This is a genomic window from Pontibacter sp. FD36, from assembly GCF_015686655.1.
Taxonomy (GTDB): Bacteria; Bacteroidota; Bacteroidia; order Cytophagales; family Hymenobacteraceae; genus Pontibacter.
This window is the reverse complement of record NZ_JADPMP010000001.1, coordinates 351125-368756: the sequence shown is the minus strand read 5'-3', so window position 1 is coordinate 368756 and position 17632 is coordinate 351125. Positions and strand designations below refer to the sequence as shown.

The following is a 17632-nucleotide window of genomic DNA, read 5'->3' as shown; positions in this document are numbered from 1 at the left end:
GTATGCTGGCGGTTCACTCCCTTTATTCTATTGTGTTATTTTCTTTCCTTCCCACATCCCAACAACTTCCCCCTTACGCTACTATCGCTACAATAGATACACTAATATCTATTTTTATATACTGACACAGTAACCCAATTCAAGAACAGAGAGCAAATATATTAAAATATACATATAAACTATATAGCTTTCTTGATTATTTATTAAAACGATTTTGGATTTCATCTAACTTAGATGCCCTCCCCCGCCTGTGAAGCCCACTCTACAGCCTGGCTGAAATTAAGTTTGCCAAAATAATAGTAATTTTGACAAATAAGCTATGTGCTCATATCCCGGGCACTTCGCACATCGTAAATTATAATTGCCACATCAGCAAGTCAACTACAGGCTTGGTGACTTAAGCTAGCAACTGCATGGTTATCAAAGAAGCAAAATTTTTAATAAGTAATACCCGGGTTGACTTATGCCCGGAACCTAACAAACCGGAGTATGCCTTTATCGGCCGCTCCAATGTGGGCAAGTCCTCGCTTATCAACATGCTTACCGAGCAGAAAGGGCTGGCCAAGACCTCCCAGTCTCCGGGCAAAACACAGCTCATCAATCACTTCCTGATCAACGACCAGTGGTACCTAGTCGATTTGCCAGGCTACGGCTATGCCAAAGTGAGCAAGGAGTCGCGGGAACAGTGGCGCAAGATGATCAACTATTACATGCAGAAGCGGGAAAACCTTACCTGCGTGTTTGTGCTCATCGACTCACGGCACGAGCCCATGAAGGTTGACCTCGACTTTATGCAACATCTGGGCGAGCTCGGCGTTCCTTTTGTGATCGTGTTCACCAAAACCGACAAGCAGTCAGCCACCAAGACCGACTCAACCATAGCCGCGTATGCCCGTAAGATGCAGGAAACCTGGGATGAACTTCCCCGCATGTTCAAAACCTCTGCAGAAAAAAGAACAGGTCGCGAAGAGATCCTTCAATTTATAGAAGAGGTAAACGCACAGGTGCAATACTAATTGCCACAGGGTATGCGGTTTGGGGGAAGACTTGCCAGGTGTGCACCAACTCAAACTTAAATTCTTTACCCTTATGAAAAGTAGAATCTCAATTTTGTTTCTTTTATTTGCCTTTATGACCTTTGCCGCTTCTGCTCAATCAGCCGACACGGCAACGGAAAAGGAAGTATGGATGCCGTCCAAGTCTATACCTGTGGCGGAGTACTACAAAGGTGGCCAGGAGGCCATGTATAAGTTCATCGACAAGCAGATACAGTACCCGGCTCTGGCCCGCCGCAACCGGGTGCAGGGCGAGTGCATCGTCAGCTTTACGCTGAATGAAGACGGCTCCACCTCAGGCTTCAGAGTGCTGAAAAATGCAGGCGCAGGCACCGGAGAGGAGGCCTTGCGAATTGCCAAGATGCTGAAATTCAAAGCACCCGGCCCCGGCTTCGGCATGGTGGCCAGTGTGCCCATAATGTTTAAACTATAACCAACAGTTTTATACCTGATTATGCCTATTGATTTAAGACAAGTTGCAGCCATTGCCGGCATGAGCGGACTTTACCGCATCGTAAAGCCAACACGCAATGGCGTAATCGTAGAGAGCCTTTCTGACAAGCCTACCCGCATGGTAGCCCAGGCGCGTCACCGCATGTCGCTGCTGGACGAGATCTCGATCTACACCAACGACGAGGAAGCAACCGTGCCCTTGGCTGATGTGATGGACCGCATCCACCAGAAATATAACGGGGAGCTGCCTTTCGGCGACAAGCCATCTGATGAGGAGCTGAAGAGCTTTATGTCGGACGTGCTGCCTGACTATGACGAAGACCGCGTGTATGTTTCTGACATGAAGAAACTCGCAGCCTGGTATAGCATTGCGAACCAGCACATTGGTTTTACAGCAGGCGAGGAAGCTGCTTCAGAGGAAAGCGGCGAAGAAGCCGAAACAGAAGAAAAGGCTGAATCAAAGGCAAAAAAAACCAAAAAGTAAAATCCAACCCATAGAAAAGCCCTCCTGTCCGGAGGGCTTTTTTTTATCGCTATACCTTACGCTTACAGCTATGACTTACTCTCCTGCCCTACTTGCAAGTGCCGCACGACAGCTGCAACGGGTGTTTGAATCAGAGCACCGGCTGCCTTCCCAGGAAAACGACTTAATACAGGAGGTGTCCCGCATGGTGCTATACCTGCTCCGGCATAACCTGAACCAGCTCCTGCATATACTTTACCGCATCGATGTGGAGGAGCGTAAAGTAAAACAGGCTATGCTCGCGGCCTCCGAAGAAGAAGTAGCCGAAAACATAGCCCGTTTGATTGTGGAGCGCGAACTGCTTAAAGCTCAGATCCGCTTCCGGTATAGCCAGAATTAATTAGCTGTAACCTCCTCTTTTTTATTCACTTCCGCTTTCATGAACGCCTCCACCTTATCTACCATTTCGGCAGATCCGATGATCAGCGGAGAGCGCTGGTGCAATTCGGTTGGCTCTACTTCCATGATGCGGCTCTTGCCGTCAGACGCCTTGCCACCTGCCTGCTCTGCAATGAAAGCCAAGGCGTTGCACTCGTACAGCAGACGCAATTTGCCGTTAGGCGCTTTGGCTGTAGACGGATAAATGTATACCCCGCCCTTGATCAGGTTACGGTGGAAATCAGACACCAGCGAACCGATGTAGCGGCCCGAGTAACCGTTCTCTTTGCAATAGCTCAGGTAGTTTTTAATGCCCTCCGGGAAGCTGTTGTAACCACCCTCGTTGCAAGAGTAGATCGTACCTGTTTTTGGAGTGCACATGTTTGGGTGAGACAGGAAAAATTCACCCAGCGATGGCTCATAAGTAAAGCCGTTCACGCCATGGCCTGTCGTGTACACCAGCATCGTAGAGGAGCCATATACAACATAGCCAGCTGCGATCTGGTGGGTGCCGTTCTGCATGCAGTCTTCCATTGTACCCTCTGTGCCTACCTCAGACACACGGCGGTAAATAGAGAAGATGGTACCGATAGATACGTTCACGTCGATGTTAGAAGAGCCGTCCAACGGGTCGATGGCCACGATGTACTTGCCTTTGAGGTTGCCTGTATGAATGATTTCGTCCTCTTCCTCTGAAATGATGGCACACACCTCGCCTCCGTTACGAAGGGCGCGTATGAAGCGGATGTTGGCGATCACGTCGAGTTTCTGCTGTTCTTCTCCCTGCACGTTCTGCTGACCGTAGGCACCTGTCACATCGATCAGGCCGGCACGGTTAATTTCACGGTTTACAATCTTGGCTGCCAGGGCTATGTCGCGCAGCAACTGCGAAAGTTCTCCGGTCGCAAAAGGGAAGTCCTCCTGCTTTCTCATGATAAACCTGTCAAGTGTGGTACCGACAGGAAGCGCTAGTTTGTCATTCATTATGGTGAAATTTAAATATATAGCTACAAAAATATGATATTTTGAAACATAACCGAAGGATACTTACATTTACGCAGTAATAGTCTCAATTGATGAAAGTATTTAAGTTTGGTGGCGCTTCTGTAAAAGATGCCGTTGCACTGCAAAATCTGGCTCACATTGTATCCGCGCAGGGCGGCGAAAAAGAACTGCTTCTGGTTGTGTCCGCTATGGGCAAAACGACCAATGCCCTGGAACAGGTATACGAACTGGCCACTGCGGGGCAAAGTTTCAGCGAAGCCCTTCTGCAGAGCCGCCAATACCATCTATCTATTGTTAATGAGCTTTTTCCGAACCGGGAACACCCTGTATACGAACGACTCGAACATCTGTTCGCTCAATTGCAGCAGGTGCTGCAGTCTTCTAAAGGCCAGCCAGCCTCCAATTACGACAAAGGCTATGACCAGGTGGTGAGTTTTGGTGAGTTAATATCTTCTGTTATAGTGCATTATTTTTTGCAGGAACAAGGTATAGCCAGCACCTGGATAGACAGCCGGAAATATATCCAAACAGATAATACTTGGCGGGAAGCCCGCGTAGACTGGGCCTGGACGGAGCGCGTGATCAAACGCGATTTGCCAGGTATACTGGCGCAACAAATTATCGTGACGCAGGGCTTCTTGGGTGGCACCAACAATGGCCTCACCACGACCCTTGGCCGCGAGGGCTCTGATTTCAGCGGTGCCATCTTTGCTTACTGCCTCGATGCAGCAGGACTTTATATCTGGAAAGACGTAGCCGGTCTGCTCAACGCTGACCCAAAGCGCTTTGCCAATACCGTGCGCTACCGCGAGTTGGACTACCAGGAGACAGTCGAAATGGCTTACTACGGTGCATCCGTGATTCACCCGAAGACGATCAAGCCGCTGGCCAATAAGTCAATCCCACTGTATGTAAAATCCTTCCTGGACCCGACGGCCAAAGGCACCAAGATCTGTGACTGCCGCTTCGAGAAACTGGCGCCGGCATTTATTGTGAAAGACAAACAGTGCCTGGTATCCTTCAGTGCCAAGGACTTCACCTTCATCAGCGAAAAGAACCTGGGTACCATTTTCAATGCTTTGTCGGAGCTGCGGCTCAAGATCAACCTGATGCAGAACTCGGCTATTTCGTTTTCGATCTGTACTGATTACAATGATGAGCGACTGCAGAAGCTACTGGACACATTAAAAGATCAGTTCACGATCCATTACAATACAGGGCTCCAGCTGTTCACGATCAAGAACTACGACAACGCTAGTATACAGGAAATCACCAAAGGCAAAGAGGTGCTGCTGGAACAGCGGACCAGAACGACCTTTCAGGTAGTCTGTAGGTAATTTCAATAAGCATTCATAATAAATCCTTGCCTACCCCCCTGCCCCTTCTTAACCTTTAAGAGGGCCCCTACCCACTACTGTTCGAAACCTTTAAAACGGGCTCTACAAGGCATCTAAGCTAGTTTCTACCAATTAAAACTGTCCCCTTGAGGGGACTAAAGGGGGAGTTCTGTAGGCCGAAGACCATTCAGAGCAGAAACCAAATAGCAAAACAGCAGCCTTTTACACCCCTATGGTCCCCTCAAGGGGACAGTTTCGCTTCCTGTATTCAGCCTCAATGGCCAGATAACAATTCTTCCACAGGTTTCTAACAGTAGTGGCCCCTACCCGGGAGGGGAACCTCACACTTAACACTATCTCCGCAAATGCTCAAGTTATTCTAGTTTCTTAGTCTTTCAATTCTCCTTTTTCTGATTTCTTCAAAAGCCGTAACTTAGTCCGAAACTAACATCGACTAAACTATGGAATTTATACTTGTTACCCCACAGGCCCGTCCGCACGTGGCCCTTATCCAGCTGAACCGCCCCAAAGAACTTAATGCTTTGAACCTGCAACTAATGGGCGAAATGCGCGACGCTCTGAAAGAGCTGGACGATAACGACGACGTGCGTGCGATCATCATCACGGGCAACGAGCGTGCCTTCGCTGCTGGTGCCGACATTAAGCAAATGACTGGTAAAACGGCTATCGACATGCTAAACATCGACCAGTTCTCTACCTGGGATCAAATTCGCAAAACTAAGAAACCCATCATTGCAGCCGTATCCGGTTTTGCGCTGGGTGGCGGTTGTGAACTAGCTATGACCTGTGACATGATCGTAGCTTCAGAAACGGCACAGTTTGGCCAGCCAGAGATTAAGATTGGTGTGATGCCAGGTGCTGGCGGTACGCAGCGCCTGACCAAAGCCATCGGCAAAGCCAAAGCCATGGAAATGGTACTGACCGGCAAGTTCATGAGTGCCGACGAAGCTGAGAAGCATGGCCTGATCAACCGCGTGGTGCCAGTGGAGCTATACCTGGAAGAAGCTTTTAAACTGGCTGGTGAAGTAGCGCAGATGTCACCTGTTGCCGCCAAGCTAGCCAAAGAATCCGTGAATCGCTCTTTTGAAACCAACCTCGATGAAGGCCTGCACTTCGAGCGCAAGAACTTCTACCTCTGCTTCGCCTCTGAAGACCAAACCGAAGGCATGAACGCCTTTGTAGAGAAGCGCAAGCCGGAGTTTAAGGGACGCTAATTTGAGTTGAGGAGTTTGAGAGTTTAGGAGTTAAACTCTTCTTGTCATTTCGAATGCAATGAGAAATCTGGATAGGGTGTTACACTATTTCAGATTTCTCATTGCATTCGAAATGACATATATTATTAACACGCTCGTTCTCATCCCGCGAGTGTGCGTAATTCGGCAGCATCCCACCTGTGCCTGAGACACAAATGAAAGCGGCCAGAGTCCGCCTGATAACTCACACTCGCGGGACGCGAGCGAGGGCATAGTCAGCTATGGCAAGTGTATACTTCTGACAGGTCCCATTTGTCCCTACAGGCAAACGGTAGTATTTCTTAGCTCACAATGTTGCCGAGTTATCTCACTACGGTTTAGACTTTCCAATTCCTTAACTCTCTAACACCTAAACATCTTTCCCACTCAAAGTTCCCCCATTCACGAACAACTTTTAGTGCTTCACTTTTAATTCTTAAAGAGAAGCTATACCTTTGCGGAACTATTCCTAGTTAAGAATCATTCTTATCTGCAGTATGCAACACCTGACCCGAGACGAAATACGACAAAGCCTGATAGAGTGCGGCCTGAAGGCCACGCACCAGCGCATTGTTGTGCTCGAAGCGGTAACAGAGTTGCACGGGTCACATCCGACGGCAGAGGATATCTTTCAGCGATTAAGACCAGCTAACCCAACAATCTCGCTGGGCACGGTCTACAAAACGCTGGACACCTTTACCGAAACAGGTATGCTGCGTCGGGTGGTGTCAGAACAGGGCAGCAAACGTTACGACTCCAATACGATGACGCATAGCCATATCTATTGCAGCAAGACCAAGGAGATCGTTGATTTTGAGGACGAGGAGTTGGAGCAGTTACTGCTCAAGTTCTTTAGTGAGCGAAAGCTCGAGAACTTCGAGATTAAAGGCTTTTCGGTGCAGCTGACAGGATGCAAAGTGGAGCCCGACAAAAAGATTAGTATTACACGAGTATCTAAATAGATTTTTTCAAAACCCAATAAAAACACAACAAAATGGCAGTATTAGTAGGTAAAAAAGCACCTTCTTTCAAAGCTACAGCTGTAGTTAACGGCGAATTCGTAGAGAACTTTTCACTTGACCAGTACATCGGCAAGAAGCACGTGGTATTCTATTTCTACCCAATGGACTTCACTTTCGTTTGCCCTACTGAGATCATCGCATTCCAGGACAGAATGGAAGAGTTCGATCGTAAAAACGTAGCCGTAGTTGGTTGCTCTACCGACACGCATTTTTCTCACTTCGCATGGTTGAACACACCACGTAACCAAGGTGGTATCGAAGGTGTTGAGTATCCGCTGGTAGCTGACGCTGCTAAGACGATCGCTCAGAACTTCGACGTGCTGGCTGGTCACTACGACTACAACGAGGAAGGCGAAGCTATCTTCGTAGGTGAGCCGGTTGCTTACCGCGGTCTGTTCCTGATCGACAAAGAAGGCGTAGTTCGTCACCAGGTAGTTAACGACCTTCCGCTTGGCCGTTCTATCGACGAGGCCCTGCGTATGGTAGATGCCCTGCAGTATTTCGAAGAGAAAGGCGAAGTTTGCCCAGCCAACTGGTCTGAAGGCAAAGAAGCCATGAGCGCTACAAAAGAAGGCGTATCTAACTACCTTGCAAAGCACTAAGCTTTAATCAGCTTTAAACATAAAAAAGCCCTGGCAGTAGCCGGGGCTTTTTGTTTTGGAGTAGGTCAAAGGCGCATAAGTTTTCCACTATCCTTCACAAGCCAGGCCCGATCGGCCTCGTCCAGTATGTTTTCTTTATTGTCAGAGTAGGCTTCTACAATTCTATAAGGCTTCCCTTTGAAGTGCTTATCCAGGCGCTTGATCTTTTCTTCGTCCTTGCAGGCTTTGCCCTCCACTATATAAGTTTCTCCGTTATACCTGGTTTGTGTTCCGAAAAACAGATCAACCGGGTATAGCTCGAACAAAGGCTTCACGTATACCTCCAATGCTCCGGTGGCGCAGATAACTTGAATACCCTCCTGCTTATACCTGTCCAGTTTAGCTTTTATTTCTTCATTGAACTCATCGGGAAACTCTTGTTGCCAGAACTCACGGGCGTATTGTTCTACCTGTTTGGGAGGTATGTTGTCGAGGTAGTTGAAGAAATTCTCTTTAAACTCCGTCATCCGGATCTGGTGCAGCTTGAGAAGCACCTTATAATAGATCATCTGGAAATAATAGGCCAGTTTGTGTGGCTTCTTTTTGCTGATGAACTTAAAGAACTCTTCTTTGGAGCTCTTGCTATAGAAGGTGCCGTTCAGGTCGAATACCACGACTTTTATCTCGTTTTGCTTGTTTTCTGTCATACCAAGGTGAGTTTATACCTGTTGAGCAGGTATGGGGTTTACGGAAAACAGCCAGGCAGGGCTATGCCTTCTACAAACGCAGTGCCTACAACAACTTGACCAGGCCTATACCTGCGAAGGTAGCCAGCAAGCCCAGCAGCACACTTGCCAGAATGTACGCTATCGCATGTCCGTACTGCGCTGCCTGCAGCATGTGAACAGACTCCAGCGAGAAAGCAGAGAAAGTAGTAAAACCACCCAACACGCCAGTCACCAAGAAAAGGCGCCACTCAGGACCCACCGAGCTTTTGGAAAGCAGCGCAAAGAGTAAGCCCATCAAAAAGCAGCCAATCAGGTTAACGCCCAAGGTGCCGAAAGGGAAAGCAATAGTAGCACGGCTTTGGATAAAAAGGGTGAGAAGGTAACGTGTGACACCCCCTATAAAGCTCCCTGCTCCTATGGCTAAAAGTATCTTCATGTAGTAATGACTGGTTCTGAGAGCATAAAAGTAGGGTTTTCTATACCTTCTGCAAAAGGATAGTAAGAATGCGCGGTATACCGGTGCGGTCGTTATCATCAAAATATTCGTTCAAGTCGACCAGTTTGAGGTCGTACTGTCTGGCCGTCTGCACAAACTCCGATACGTGGTGGGTATAGCATGCCACCTCCTGCCGTCCTTCTTCTGTGTCGAAGCGGGCCTTGGTGCCGGTGTATTGCTTGAAAGGATGCAGTTCGCCTATGTAGACGTAGCCTCCAGGCTTTAGGACCGCTGCCGTTTGATCAAAAATAAAATCCAGTTGTGAGATATGTTCCAGCACCAGGCTGAAGGTAACAAGGTCGTATACCTGCGTGGCGAATTGCCAGGGCTGTGTGATGTCGGCTTGTTGAAACGCAACTTTGTTGGAGCTCACTTTCTTTTTGGCCCGCTCCAGCATTTCGAAAGACAGGTCCACCGCCGTAACATGCATGGCCTTGCGCACCAGCCACTCCGTGTTTTTGCCAGTACCGCAGCCTATTTCCAGGCATGCCTCAAAGGGAACATCAGCCAATGTAGCCCGCAAAGCCACGGCTTCCAGATCGCGGGTGCGGTTCTTGTTGGTGTCGTACTGTGCGGCCCAACTATTATAGGCTTCTTCTACAGTCATAGGTCTTTCAGCATCCAAATATTGCAGGCGTAGTGTCCAGAGTTGCCTAAAGCATGTGGAATGGGCCTGAAGCCTGCTTTCTCATACATTGATACGGCTTTGGCCAGCTCCGGGAACGACTCCAGGTATAGCTGGGAATAGCCAAGCTCCCGGGCAGCTGCTATACTCTGCTGCATCAGTTGGTGCCCTATCCCCTTACCCCTGGCCTCTGCGGCAAGGTAAAACTTTACCAACTCAGCACAGCCTTCTGGCAGGCCATCGGTAGGGTATACGCCGCAGCCGCCTATGATGGTGCTATTCTCTTCGGCCACAAAGTAGGCGCTGCCAGGTTGCTGAAATAACTCGTACAAAGAGTCGGTGGTCGGGTCGGTATACACGGTGCCGGGCTTGTCTATCTTAAACTCACGGAAAACCTGCCGGATCAAAGTGGCCAATGGCTCGTTGTCGGATGGTTGTATGGGGCGGATCATAGTAGACATGCAGTGTGTTATTTGGTTATTTTCTCCTCATCCTGATTCACAGGATTCAGCACAGGCAAATGAATGTTAAACTTCTCGGCCACTATCCGAACCAGTATCACGACAGAGGCAGCAAGCAATTCCGTCACGCTCGTCGGTAGGTTAATCTGTGTGCACAAAAAGTAAACGAGTCCGCCCGCCACACAGGCCAGCGCATAAATATTGCGGCGCAGCAGGAGCGGCACTTCGTTTAAGAGCACATCCCGGATAAGGCCACCGACGGAACCTGTGATAGTCCCCATGACAATCGCCACCCAGAATGGCAGTTGCGCCTCCAGGCTTTTGCTGATGCCCACCACCGTAAACAGCCCCAGTCCGATGGCGTCGAATAGAAACAGCGTACTCCCCAACCGGAAAATTCTTTCTTTGAACAGCAAAGCCGCCAGAAGCGCGACACCGGTTGTAAGGAAGTAGGTACCGTTGAGCATCCAGAAAGGCGTTACGCCCAGCAGCAAATCTCGGGTGGTGCCCCCACCAATAGCCGTAACCAGACCAATGATATAGGCCCCAAACCAATCAATGTTCTTACCCGAAGCCAGCCTGATGCCGCTTATCGCGAAAACGAAGGTTCCGGTTAGGTCGATGGCGGTGATGAAGAGTCCTTCCAAGGGGGGTGGGGTCTGGTGCGGGAATATTTATTTGCAGGTAACTTATTCAATATAGTTTGGGTTGTTCAAATCAATTTCCCATAACTCTTTAATTCTTTTTATTTCTTCATCTTGAATTAGCACTACACCTGATTTAGATTCGGCTTCTAGTAACTTATCTAAAATAATTTTCCTTCCTTGAATTGTAAATGGGCCTAAACCTAATTGTCCATTTCTTCTCCGCTTACATCGATATTCTTGATTATCTCTAAACTCCGATATCCAATTCCTGAATTCATGCAGGTGAGTTAGCTCTGCATATCCATTCTCAATCATTTTAAAAATCGATTTATCTTTTCTTACTACTGTACAAGTCCAACAACCAAAGCGACTACTACCACAGGACTTACCAGGCAGTTCTCTATAAACTGGACACTCTGAACCTGCATCTTTATATAACTTTCCAAGTTTTTGCCCATCTATACTCTGAGGGAAATCATTGAACATTAAGGTTGCCCAAACATCTTTAATTGAATGATGTATTATTGGGCTGAATATTTGATTTTTAGACGATCCAGATTGAGTTAAATAATACTCTGATTTTGAGTGCTTAGATATTGTCCTGTCACGCTGCTCACTTTCGCCATTGCGAATACCTAATAATACTGTTGCTTTAGGGTGCTTATCAATAATCTGCTTTACTGGATTTATTCTTAGTTTATCTGTACACCATCTGAATATATTTGTAGGTGTTGGATAACCTCGACCAATCACTTTCACAAAGAATCTATCTTCTAAATTAGGAACCGCAATTCTATATCTTATTGGTAACCCCAATACAGTACACTCTAATTTCAAACTTTCAAAAGTCTGATAAACATAATCGGTTATTATAGGGTTTTCAACTCCCGTATCACAGTAAATCACAGTTATATCTTTGTGGTAGCTATTAATTTGTGATAACGCTATAATTACCAATTTTAATAGAGCTGAAGAATCTTTACCTCCACTGTATCCCAGATACCAAGGACAATAATCTTTCAGATACTCTTGCTTAATAATTTCGATCGAATTTTGATCCTTTGCAAGAACTGGAGTTAAACAGTTAGTACAAAATTTCATCAAATTTGGTTTTAAGTACTCCAGAAAGCTTCTTATCGTTGATTATTGGGTTCAATTGTTTGTTAGATAAATTGATATGTTTAATAACTGAAATAATGTGAAGAGCTAAGGAAATCAGTGCAGCAAAAAAGAATACTTGTTGAAGTACTACGTATTGAGGAATATCAGTCAAGTTTTTGTAGATGTAATAGAAGAATACAGAAATTACAGCAGAGTCTGCAGTTGATGTCCAGAATATCCCATTGAACCGAACATTTTCACCTTTTCGTTTTAGAGATTCATCATTGTCTATTACACTATAAAAAGTTGTCATATAAGCATCTTTGTACTTTAAGTTCTTCCTTTGCTCTTTATCAACCGACTTACCATAAGCAAGAATCAGCTTATCTAGAATATTCTTAGTAATTAAAAAGTGGGATGGTTTAGTTATTAATCTTTGAATATTGAGTTGGTAGTATACCCCTCCAAGTAGTATTGATAGAAAGCTGACATATGTTACATTTAGCCCTTTAATATCAAAAGCCTCTCCTAAATGAAATTGAAAAATCGGATAAGATCCTAGTAATATTATCATTCCAGGTATGAATATCCTTAAGTATTTTAATGTCTTTTGTTCCATTTTTAATGACTAACAGCTTTTATGGAGGCGTAATTATACGCTTGTACACCTGATGTATGTCTGCTCAACCTAGCATACTAATATTAAGCATACCAAATATACCATATCCAATTAAATTGGCAAGCATCTCTCACCTCTGACACAAACTAAAGCCTCTTCATCACTATCGCTTTAGAATACCCTATATTTGCATCGTAAAATCAGCACCAAGACACTCACTGGTCTTTGAGACACTGTGAGGTCATTGCCATAAATAACATTTGAAACTACTCTACGACATCGGACTGAAAGCTTACCAAGCAGCTATTGCGGTGGCAGCGCCTTTTCACCAGAAGGCGAAGCTGATGCAGGAAGGGCGTGCAGGGCAGTTTGAACGGATGCAGCAGCAACTGCAGGGCAACACCGCGCCAACGGTGTGGTTTCATTGCGCGTCGCTAGGGGAATTTGAGCAAGGGCGACCTGTGATCGAGGCGTTCAGAGAGGCGTTTCCAAGGTATAAGGTAGTGCTTACGTTCTTCTCGCCTTCGGGCTACGAGGTGCGCAAAAACTACGCGGGTGCCGATTACATCTTCTACCTGCCTCTTGACAGCCACAGCAATGCCAATCGCTTTCTGGACATTGTAAAGCCGAAACTGGCGGTGTTTGTGAAGTACGAGTTCTGGCACTATTACCTGCAGGCTATGCAGGAGCGGGCTATACCTGTACTGTCTATTTCGGCCATATTCCGGCCTGACCAGGTTTTCTTCAAGCCCTATGGTGACTTCAACCGCAGCATGCTGCAGCGCTTTACGCACATTTATACCCAAAACGAAACTTCCCTGAAACTCCTGCAAGGTATAGGCATAGCCAAAGCCAGCATTGCCGGTGACACCCGCTTTGACCGTGTGCTGCAGACGGCCGCCAGCGTGAAAACTATACGGATGGTGGAGGCTTTTGCGCAGGGTAAGGCGGTGTTTATGATCGGCAGTAGCTGGCCTGCAGATATTGAGGTGCTCTTGCCGCTGATTCAAAGGTACAGACAAGATATACAGTTCATCATTGCCCCGCACGAAATTCACGAAAGCGGTATTGCTCAGCTTATGCAACAGCTCGGCGAGGGTGCTGTGCGCTTTTCGCAGGCTACGGAAGCGGACGCAAACAGGTATAACGTGCTGGTAATTGATAATATCGGCATGCTCTCGTCGCTTTACAGCTACGGCACTTATGCTTACATTGGCGGGGCTTTTGGCAAAGGGCTGCACAACACGCTGGAGGCGGCTGTTTTTGGACTGCCGCTGTTCTTCGGGCCGAAATTCGATAAGTTTCAGGAGGCGAAGGATTTGGTGGCGCTGGGTTGTGCTTTCCCGATTAACAATGCCGGGGAGCTGATGCAGGCTTTTGAGCGGGTGCATACCACGTCTGGGCTGCGCCAAGGTATAACCAACAAAGAAAAAACTTACGTACACGAACAGGCGGGTGCCACGGCCAAAATCATGGCCGACGTGCGCCAGCTGTTGACATAAAACGAATGAAAGGAGTTGTAGTAAAATCGACGGGGTCGTGGTATTTGGTGCGTGACGAGGAGGGCAAGTTGCACCGGGCCCGTCTGCGCGGCAAGTTCAAGCTCAAAGGCATGAAAGTGAGCAACCCGCTGGCTGTGGGCGACCGTGTGGAGTTCGACGTGGAAACCACCGGCGAAGACACCGCTGTGATTCACAAAATCGAAGACCGCGAAAACTACATCATCCGCAAATCCACGCATAAGGCCGAGCACGCCCACATCATCGCCGCCAACCTTGACCAAGCTTTACTCATCGCCACGCTCGTGTCGCCGCGCACCTCTTTCGGCTTTATCGACCGCTTCCTGGTAACGGCTGAGGCTTACGGTATACCTACCGTGATCGTGTACAACAAAACCGACCTCTACGACGAGGATATGCAGGAGTACCAGCGGCAGATCGCCTACCTGTATGAGCGCATTGGCTATAAGGTGATGGCCGTGTCGGCGCATACCAACGAAGGTATAGACGAGCTCAAAGAGCTGCTGCACGGCAAAACTTCCCTCTTCTCCGGCCACTCCGGTGTGGGCAAGTCCACGCTCATCAACCTGATCGTGCCGGACCTCGACCTGAAAACCTCCGAAATCTCTGGCTTCTCCGACAAAGGCGTGCACACCACCACCTTCGCCGAGATGTTCGAGATCGACCCTGAAACATTCATCATCGACACACCCGGCATCAAAGAACTCGGCATCGTCGACATTCCCAAACAAGAGCTCGGCCACTTTTTCCCCGAAATGCGCGAGCGCCTGAACCAGTGCCGCTTCAACAACTGCACCCACTTCAACGAGCCCGGCTGCGCTGTAGTGGAAGCCGTCCGTAAAAATGAAATCGCCCTGACCAGGTATGAAAGCTATCTGAGCATCATGCATGGGGAAGATAACAGAAAGTAGATCCAGTTTGGGAGTTTGAGAGTTGAGGAGTTTGAGAATGGTTGTGTAGGGACAGGTCGCAACCTATTCGGATTGTGCACAGGTATAGTTTGTCAGAATCAGGATTTTCAGGATTAAAGAGGGCCCCTACCCCCACGGATTGACAGGATTCTGTGAACGATTGTCATCCCCTGCCCCTCTTGAGAGAGGATTCTCTGCCGTTGCCATTTGTCAGTTGTAAACGATGTAGTGACTGTACCACACAACTGGCAGGTATAGCAAGACTTACTCGCACGCTCACAATGAAACAAGCAACAGTGCCATGTGCGCTTTTCGGCGCTCCACTGTTTGAGCGTTCAGCGAGTTTGGAGCGTCTTGACTTTTTTGCTTACTTTTTGTGTCAAGACAAAAAGTAAGGCCCGCCCGGCCAGGGCAAACAGTGCCCGCCGCACAGGCGAAGCTATGAAATAAATCAGGTTGCTATACCTGCAAAAGCAGCAGCTATACCTATACCTTGACCTGGGCCATAGGCCCCATCATAGTAGACACGAGCGTGAACGGTCGCGCCACACCATCATACCCACCCCGCCGCACAGGCAAAAAGCCTGCTGCAAGCACAACCTTAACTACAACCACCCCTCCCACGTTATTACAAAATCAAAACTCACCTCTACCACTATGAAAATCGAAAACGCGAATATCCTGATCACAGGCGGCACACTCGGCATCGGCTATGCCACAGCCAGACTACTCATTGAACACGGCGCAAACGTAGCCATTACAGGACGTGATGAGAAACGCACGCACAAAGCAGCTAGGGAACTCGGTGCCATGCCGATCACAGCTGATGTGGCGAATCCTGATGATGTGAAGCAGACTTTTAAAACCTTTATGAACGAGTATGGCAGGTTGGATGCCTTGATCAACAATGCAGGCATCGGCTACTCCAAAAGACTTGAGGATGTGTCGCTGGAAGACTTTCAGCAGATCTATAGCGTCAATGTGTTTGGAGCGGCCATGATGGGCAAGCGGGCGGCTGAGATCTTCAAAAAACAGAACTACGGCAACATCATCAACATTGGCTCTACAGCCGCTACCAAAGGTTATGACGGTGGCACAGTATACGCCTCTTCTAAGTTTGCCTTACGCGGCATGACACAGTGCTGGCAGATGGAACTGCGCCCCTACAATGTGCGCGTCATGTTGCTAAATCCGAGCGAGGTTACCACTGCATTTGGGCGTGAAGAACGGGAAGAACGCGACAGCCAGCCAAACAAACTACGCGGTCGTGAGATTGCGCGGGCGATCAAAGGAGCACTGGAGCTCGATGACAGGGGCTTTATACCTGAGATGGCTGTCTGGGCTACAAATCCGTTCTAAGCTTACAGGATAGTTTCTTCTACTGGCACGAGTACCTTGTCTATCGTATGCAACACACCATTGCTGCTCATTCCATCAGGATCCTCGATCACAGCACTGTCAATGCGCACGTTGCTGTTGCGCTTTGTGACTTTCAGTTGCCGCCCTGCTGCTGTTTTCAGGATGGCGCCGTCCTGCAGGTCGCTCGTGGTTAACTTACCTGCTATAATGTGATTGTTGAGCACTTGCTGTAGCATCTCCCGGTGATCTGGACTGTTCAGATTATCGCGCAAACTATCAGGCAAGGCCTGAAAGGCTGCCTCGGTGGGGGCAAATACGGTATAGGGACCCGTGCCACTCAGACTTTTTGCAACGCCGGCTGTGCGTAAAAGCGAGCTGAAAGTATTCAGGTCACTGTTGGCTGCTACATTATCGAGTAAACTGCGCTCCGATACACGGGCAGCCTCGGTGCCGCCTGGAATCTGGCGGGCAGTGCTGGCTTGTGGCTCAACAGGTCCATTCGTCTGCAGGGCATTGGAGCTTTCCTGTAGGTCGGCTTCGTTTCCGGTTTGGGTATCCTTGGGCTGATCACAGGCAGTAAGCAGCAACATGGCGAGCCCAAACAGGGTTAATATGTAGGAATTTGCTTTCATAGTAGGCTCAGGTTTTAGTCTAATTCAGGGGTCGCGCTATAGTACAATTACTGTTTTAAGGCGCTTCAAGTTTTAGCAAATACCAAGCCAGTCGCCTCTTCAGCCAAATCGGGAGGTTGGTCGACTGGCCGTCAATAAATATTTTCCGTACTTTTGTACTTGTTAGTATTACATTATTTCAAACAAATAGAATTATGAGAACTGCAGAAATCCATACCGGTAAAGGCGTCATGAAAGTAGAGTTTTATGAAAAAGACGCTCCTAAGACGGTAGAGAACTTTATAAAGCTTGCCAAAGATGGCTTTTACGATGGCCTTACTTTTCACCGCGTTATTCCTGACTTCGTGATACAGGGTGGCTGCCCGAACTCACGCGAAGGTGCTAAAGGCGTACCAGGCACAGGTGGCCCAGGCTACAAAATCGATTGTGAACTGACCGGTGAGAACCAGTACCATGACCGTGGCGTGTTGAGCATGGCGCATGCTGGCCGCAACACTGGTGGCTCACAGTTCTTTATTGTGCACAGCCGTAAAAACACGGCGCACCTGGACCGCAACCATACCTGCTTCGGCAAGGTGGTAGAAGGCGTGGACGTGATCGACCAGATCAGAGCCAATGACAGAATTGAGAAGGTTGTTGTGAACGAGGAAGCATAAGCTCCACCACATATCTTCATACCTCAAAAGACCGCACGAGTTGCGGTTTTTTTCTTTTACAAAACTGCTATACCTGGCTCCGCTGCCCATTAAATTCTGGAATTGAGATATTCCGGCCGTTTCTGAAGGATTTTGCTTAATTTTACCTGACGTGGGCATACTTAGCGGGCTCTATGGCAGCGCCATACCTGATATTTTGCCTGCACGCATTAATCTGAACCTTACACCAAACATGGGTGGGCTCGTTTACATTGCCTGCCACCAACCTGT

The 17632-nt window shown here is 48.0% G+C and carries 21 protein-coding genes; 12 read left to right on the top strand and 9 right to left on the bottom strand.

The window, feature by feature from the left end; translation table 11 throughout:
- Positions 1-413: 413 nt before the first annotated feature.
- From yihA to I0P70_RS01605, 4 genes are all read left to right on the top strand, one after another.
- Positions 414-1016 (top strand): ribosome biogenesis GTP-binding protein YihA/YsxC, encoded by a 603-nt coding sequence (yihA, locus tag I0P70_RS01620; RefSeq protein ID WP_007658261.1) that lies wholly within the window; start codon positions 414-416, stop codon positions 1014-1016.
- Positions 1017-1089: 73 nt separating this feature from the next.
- Positions 1090-1488: an energy transducer TonB gene (locus tag I0P70_RS01615; protein ID WP_196114460.1), complete on the top strand. Its 399-nt coding sequence runs from the start codon at positions 1090-1092 to the stop codon at positions 1486-1488.
- A gap of 21 nt (positions 1489-1509) precedes the next feature.
- Positions 1510-1992, top strand: a complete 483-nt coding sequence (locus tag I0P70_RS01610) for a DUF5606 domain-containing protein (RefSeq protein ID WP_196114459.1) — start codon at positions 1510-1512, stop codon at positions 1990-1992.
- Between the two features lie 70 nt (positions 1993-2062).
- A complete protein-coding gene (locus I0P70_RS01605) occupies positions 2063-2371 on the top strand; it encodes a hypothetical protein (RefSeq protein ID WP_196114458.1) in 309 nt (102 codons plus the stop codon).
- Here the strand turns inward: I0P70_RS01605 and fbp are convergent.
- A complete protein-coding gene (gene fbp, locus I0P70_RS01600) occupies positions 2368-3393 on the bottom strand; it encodes a class 1 fructose-bisphosphatase (protein WP_196114457.1) in 1026 nt (341 codons plus the stop codon). The genes I0P70_RS01605 and fbp overlap by 4 nt on opposite strands.
- 92 nt (positions 3394-3485) lie before the next feature.
- On the opposite strand from fbp, the gene I0P70_RS01595 reads away from it, so the two are divergent.
- The 4 genes from I0P70_RS01595 (at position 3486) to I0P70_RS01580 (ending at position 7628) form a co-directional block, all read left to right on the top strand.
- On the top strand, positions 3486-4751 hold the full coding sequence (locus I0P70_RS01595) for an aspartate kinase (RefSeq protein WP_196114456.1): 1266 nt from the start codon (positions 3486-3488) through the stop codon (positions 4749-4751).
- Between the two features lie 461 nt (positions 4752-5212).
- Positions 5213-5986 (top strand): enoyl-CoA hydratase-related protein, encoded by a 774-nt coding sequence (locus I0P70_RS01590; protein ID WP_196114455.1) that lies wholly within the window; start codon positions 5213-5215, stop codon positions 5984-5986.
- 515 nt (positions 5987-6501) lie between these two features.
- Positions 6502-6966 carry a Fur family transcriptional regulator gene (locus I0P70_RS01585; RefSeq protein WP_196114454.1) on the top strand — a complete coding sequence of 155 codons (465 nt, stop codon included), beginning with the start codon at positions 6502-6504 and terminating at the stop codon, positions 6964-6966.
- Between the two features lie 32 nt (positions 6967-6998).
- Positions 6999-7628, top strand: a complete 630-nt coding sequence (locus tag I0P70_RS01580) for a peroxiredoxin (RefSeq protein ID WP_196114453.1) — start codon at positions 6999-7001, stop codon at positions 7626-7628.
- Positions 7629-7693: 65 nt separating this feature from the next.
- Here the strand turns inward: I0P70_RS01580 and I0P70_RS01575 are convergent, their stop codons facing one another.
- The 7 genes from I0P70_RS01575 to I0P70_RS01545 all read right to left on the bottom strand — a co-directional run bounded on the left by I0P70_RS01575 (position 7694) and on the right by I0P70_RS01545 (position 12284).
- Positions 7694-8314 (bottom strand): HAD family hydrolase, encoded by a 621-nt coding sequence (locus I0P70_RS01575; protein WP_196114452.1) that lies wholly within the window; start codon positions 8312-8314, stop codon positions 7694-7696.
- 85 nt (positions 8315-8399) lie between these two features.
- On the bottom strand, positions 8400-8771 hold the full coding sequence (gene crcB, locus I0P70_RS01570) for a fluoride efflux transporter CrcB (RefSeq protein ID WP_196114451.1): 372 nt from the start codon (positions 8769-8771) through the stop codon (positions 8400-8402).
- A 40-nt stretch (positions 8772-8811) separates the two neighbouring features.
- Entirely contained in the window at positions 8812-9438 is a 627-nt protein-coding gene (locus tag I0P70_RS01565; RefSeq protein WP_196114450.1) for a class I SAM-dependent methyltransferase, read from the bottom strand.
- Entirely contained in the window at positions 9435-9917 is a 483-nt protein-coding gene (locus tag I0P70_RS01560) for a GNAT family N-acetyltransferase (RefSeq protein WP_196114449.1), read from the bottom strand. The genes I0P70_RS01565 and I0P70_RS01560 overlap by 4 nt, the downstream gene beginning before the upstream one ends.
- A gap of 8 nt (positions 9918-9925) precedes the next feature.
- Positions 9926-10564, bottom strand: a complete 639-nt coding sequence (locus I0P70_RS01555) for a trimeric intracellular cation channel family protein (protein WP_196114448.1) — start codon at positions 10562-10564, stop codon at positions 9926-9928.
- Between the two features lie 42 nt (positions 10565-10606).
- Entirely contained in the window at positions 10607-11665 is a 1059-nt protein-coding gene (locus I0P70_RS01550; RefSeq protein ID WP_196114447.1) for a phosphoadenosine phosphosulfate reductase family protein, read from the bottom strand.
- Complete coding sequence (locus tag I0P70_RS01545) at positions 11649-12284, bottom strand: hypothetical protein (protein WP_196114446.1); 636 nt, start codon at positions 12282-12284, stop codon at positions 11649-11651. Before I0P70_RS01545 ends, I0P70_RS01550 begins: the two co-directional genes overlap by 17 nt.
- 260 nt (positions 12285-12544) lie before the next feature.
- Here I0P70_RS01545 and I0P70_RS01540 point away from each other — a divergent pair, with 260 nt between their 5' ends.
- From I0P70_RS01540 to I0P70_RS01530, 3 genes are all read left to right on the top strand, one after another.
- On the top strand, positions 12545-13786 hold the full coding sequence (locus tag I0P70_RS01540; protein WP_196114445.1) for a 3-deoxy-D-manno-octulosonic acid transferase: 1242 nt from the start codon (positions 12545-12547) through the stop codon (positions 13784-13786).
- Between the two features lie 5 nt (positions 13787-13791).
- Positions 13792-14715, top strand: a complete 924-nt coding sequence (rsgA, locus tag I0P70_RS01535; RefSeq protein WP_196114444.1) for a ribosome small subunit-dependent GTPase A — start codon at positions 13792-13794, stop codon at positions 14713-14715.
- Between the two features lie 657 nt (positions 14716-15372).
- Positions 15373-16074: an SDR family oxidoreductase gene (locus I0P70_RS01530; RefSeq protein WP_196114443.1), complete on the top strand. Its 702-nt coding sequence runs from the start codon at positions 15373-15375 to the stop codon at positions 16072-16074.
- Positions 16075-16076: 2 nt separating this feature from the next.
- Here the strand turns inward: I0P70_RS01530 and I0P70_RS01525 are convergent, their stop codons facing one another.
- Positions 16077-16706 carry a fasciclin domain-containing protein gene (locus I0P70_RS01525; RefSeq protein WP_196114442.1) on the bottom strand — a complete coding sequence of 210 codons (630 nt, stop codon included), beginning with the start codon at positions 16704-16706 and terminating at the stop codon, positions 16077-16079.
- Between the two features lie 194 nt (positions 16707-16900).
- Between I0P70_RS01525 and I0P70_RS01520 the strand changes: the two genes are divergently transcribed.
- On the top strand, positions 16901-17362 hold the full coding sequence (locus tag I0P70_RS01520; RefSeq protein WP_196114441.1) for a peptidylprolyl isomerase: 462 nt from the start codon (positions 16901-16903) through the stop codon (positions 17360-17362).
- Positions 17363-17632: the final 270 nt, after the last annotated feature.

What these genes read in the sequence shown, in the direction of transcription:
- yihA (WP_007658261.1), top strand. Translation starts at nt 414, where the DNA reads ATGGTTATCAAAGAAGCAAAATTTTTAATAAGTAATACCCGGGTTGAC.
- I0P70_RS01615 (WP_196114460.1), top strand. Translation starts at nt 1,090, where the DNA reads ATGAAAAGTAGAATCTCAATTTTGTTTCTTTTATTTGCCTTTATGACC.
- I0P70_RS01610 (WP_196114459.1), top strand. Translation starts at nt 1,510, where the DNA reads ATGCCTATTGATTTAAGACAAGTTGCAGCCATTGCCGGCATGAGCGGA.
- I0P70_RS01605 (WP_196114458.1), top strand. Translation starts at nt 2,063, where the DNA reads ATGACTTACTCTCCTGCCCTACTTGCAAGTGCCGCACGACAGCTGCAA.
- fbp (WP_196114457.1), bottom strand. Translation starts at nt 3,393, where the DNA reads ATGAATGACAAACTAGCGCTTCCTGTCGGTACCACACTTGACAGGTTT.
- I0P70_RS01595 (WP_196114456.1), top strand. Translation starts at nt 3,486, where the DNA reads ATGAAAGTATTTAAGTTTGGTGGCGCTTCTGTAAAAGATGCCGTTGCA.
- I0P70_RS01590 (WP_196114455.1), top strand. Translation starts at nt 5,213, where the DNA reads ATGGAATTTATACTTGTTACCCCACAGGCCCGTCCGCACGTGGCCCTT.
- I0P70_RS01585 (WP_196114454.1), top strand. Translation starts at nt 6,502, where the DNA reads ATGCAACACCTGACCCGAGACGAAATACGACAAAGCCTGATAGAGTGC.
- I0P70_RS01580 (WP_196114453.1), top strand. Translation starts at nt 6,999, where the DNA reads ATGGCAGTATTAGTAGGTAAAAAAGCACCTTCTTTCAAAGCTACAGCT.
- I0P70_RS01575 (WP_196114452.1), bottom strand. Translation starts at nt 8,314, where the DNA reads ATGACAGAAAACAAGCAAAACGAGATAAAAGTCGTGGTATTCGACCTG.
- crcB (WP_196114451.1), bottom strand. Translation starts at nt 8,771, where the DNA reads ATGAAGATACTTTTAGCCATAGGAGCAGGGAGCTTTATAGGGGGTGTC.
- I0P70_RS01565 (WP_196114450.1), bottom strand. Translation starts at nt 9,438, where the DNA reads ATGACTGTAGAAGAAGCCTATAATAGTTGGGCCGCACAGTACGACACC.
- I0P70_RS01560 (WP_196114449.1), bottom strand. Translation starts at nt 9,917, where the DNA reads ATGTCTACTATGATCCGCCCCATACAACCATCCGACAACGAGCCATTG.
- I0P70_RS01550 (WP_196114447.1), bottom strand. Translation starts at nt 11,665, where the DNA reads ATGAAATTTTGTACTAACTGTTTAACTCCAGTTCTTGCAAAGGATCAA.
- I0P70_RS01545 (WP_196114446.1), bottom strand. Translation starts at nt 12,284, where the DNA reads ATGGAACAAAAGACATTAAAATACTTAAGGATATTCATACCTGGAATG.
- rsgA (WP_196114444.1), top strand. Translation starts at nt 13,792, where the DNA reads ATGAAAGGAGTTGTAGTAAAATCGACGGGGTCGTGGTATTTGGTGCGT.
- I0P70_RS01530 (WP_196114443.1), top strand. Translation starts at nt 15,373, where the DNA reads ATGAAAATCGAAAACGCGAATATCCTGATCACAGGCGGCACACTCGGC.
- I0P70_RS01525 (WP_196114442.1), bottom strand. Translation starts at nt 16,706, where the DNA reads ATGAAAGCAAATTCCTACATATTAACCCTGTTTGGGCTCGCCATGTTG.
- I0P70_RS01520 (WP_196114441.1), top strand. Translation starts at nt 16,901, where the DNA reads ATGAGAACTGCAGAAATCCATACCGGTAAAGGCGTCATGAAAGTAGAG.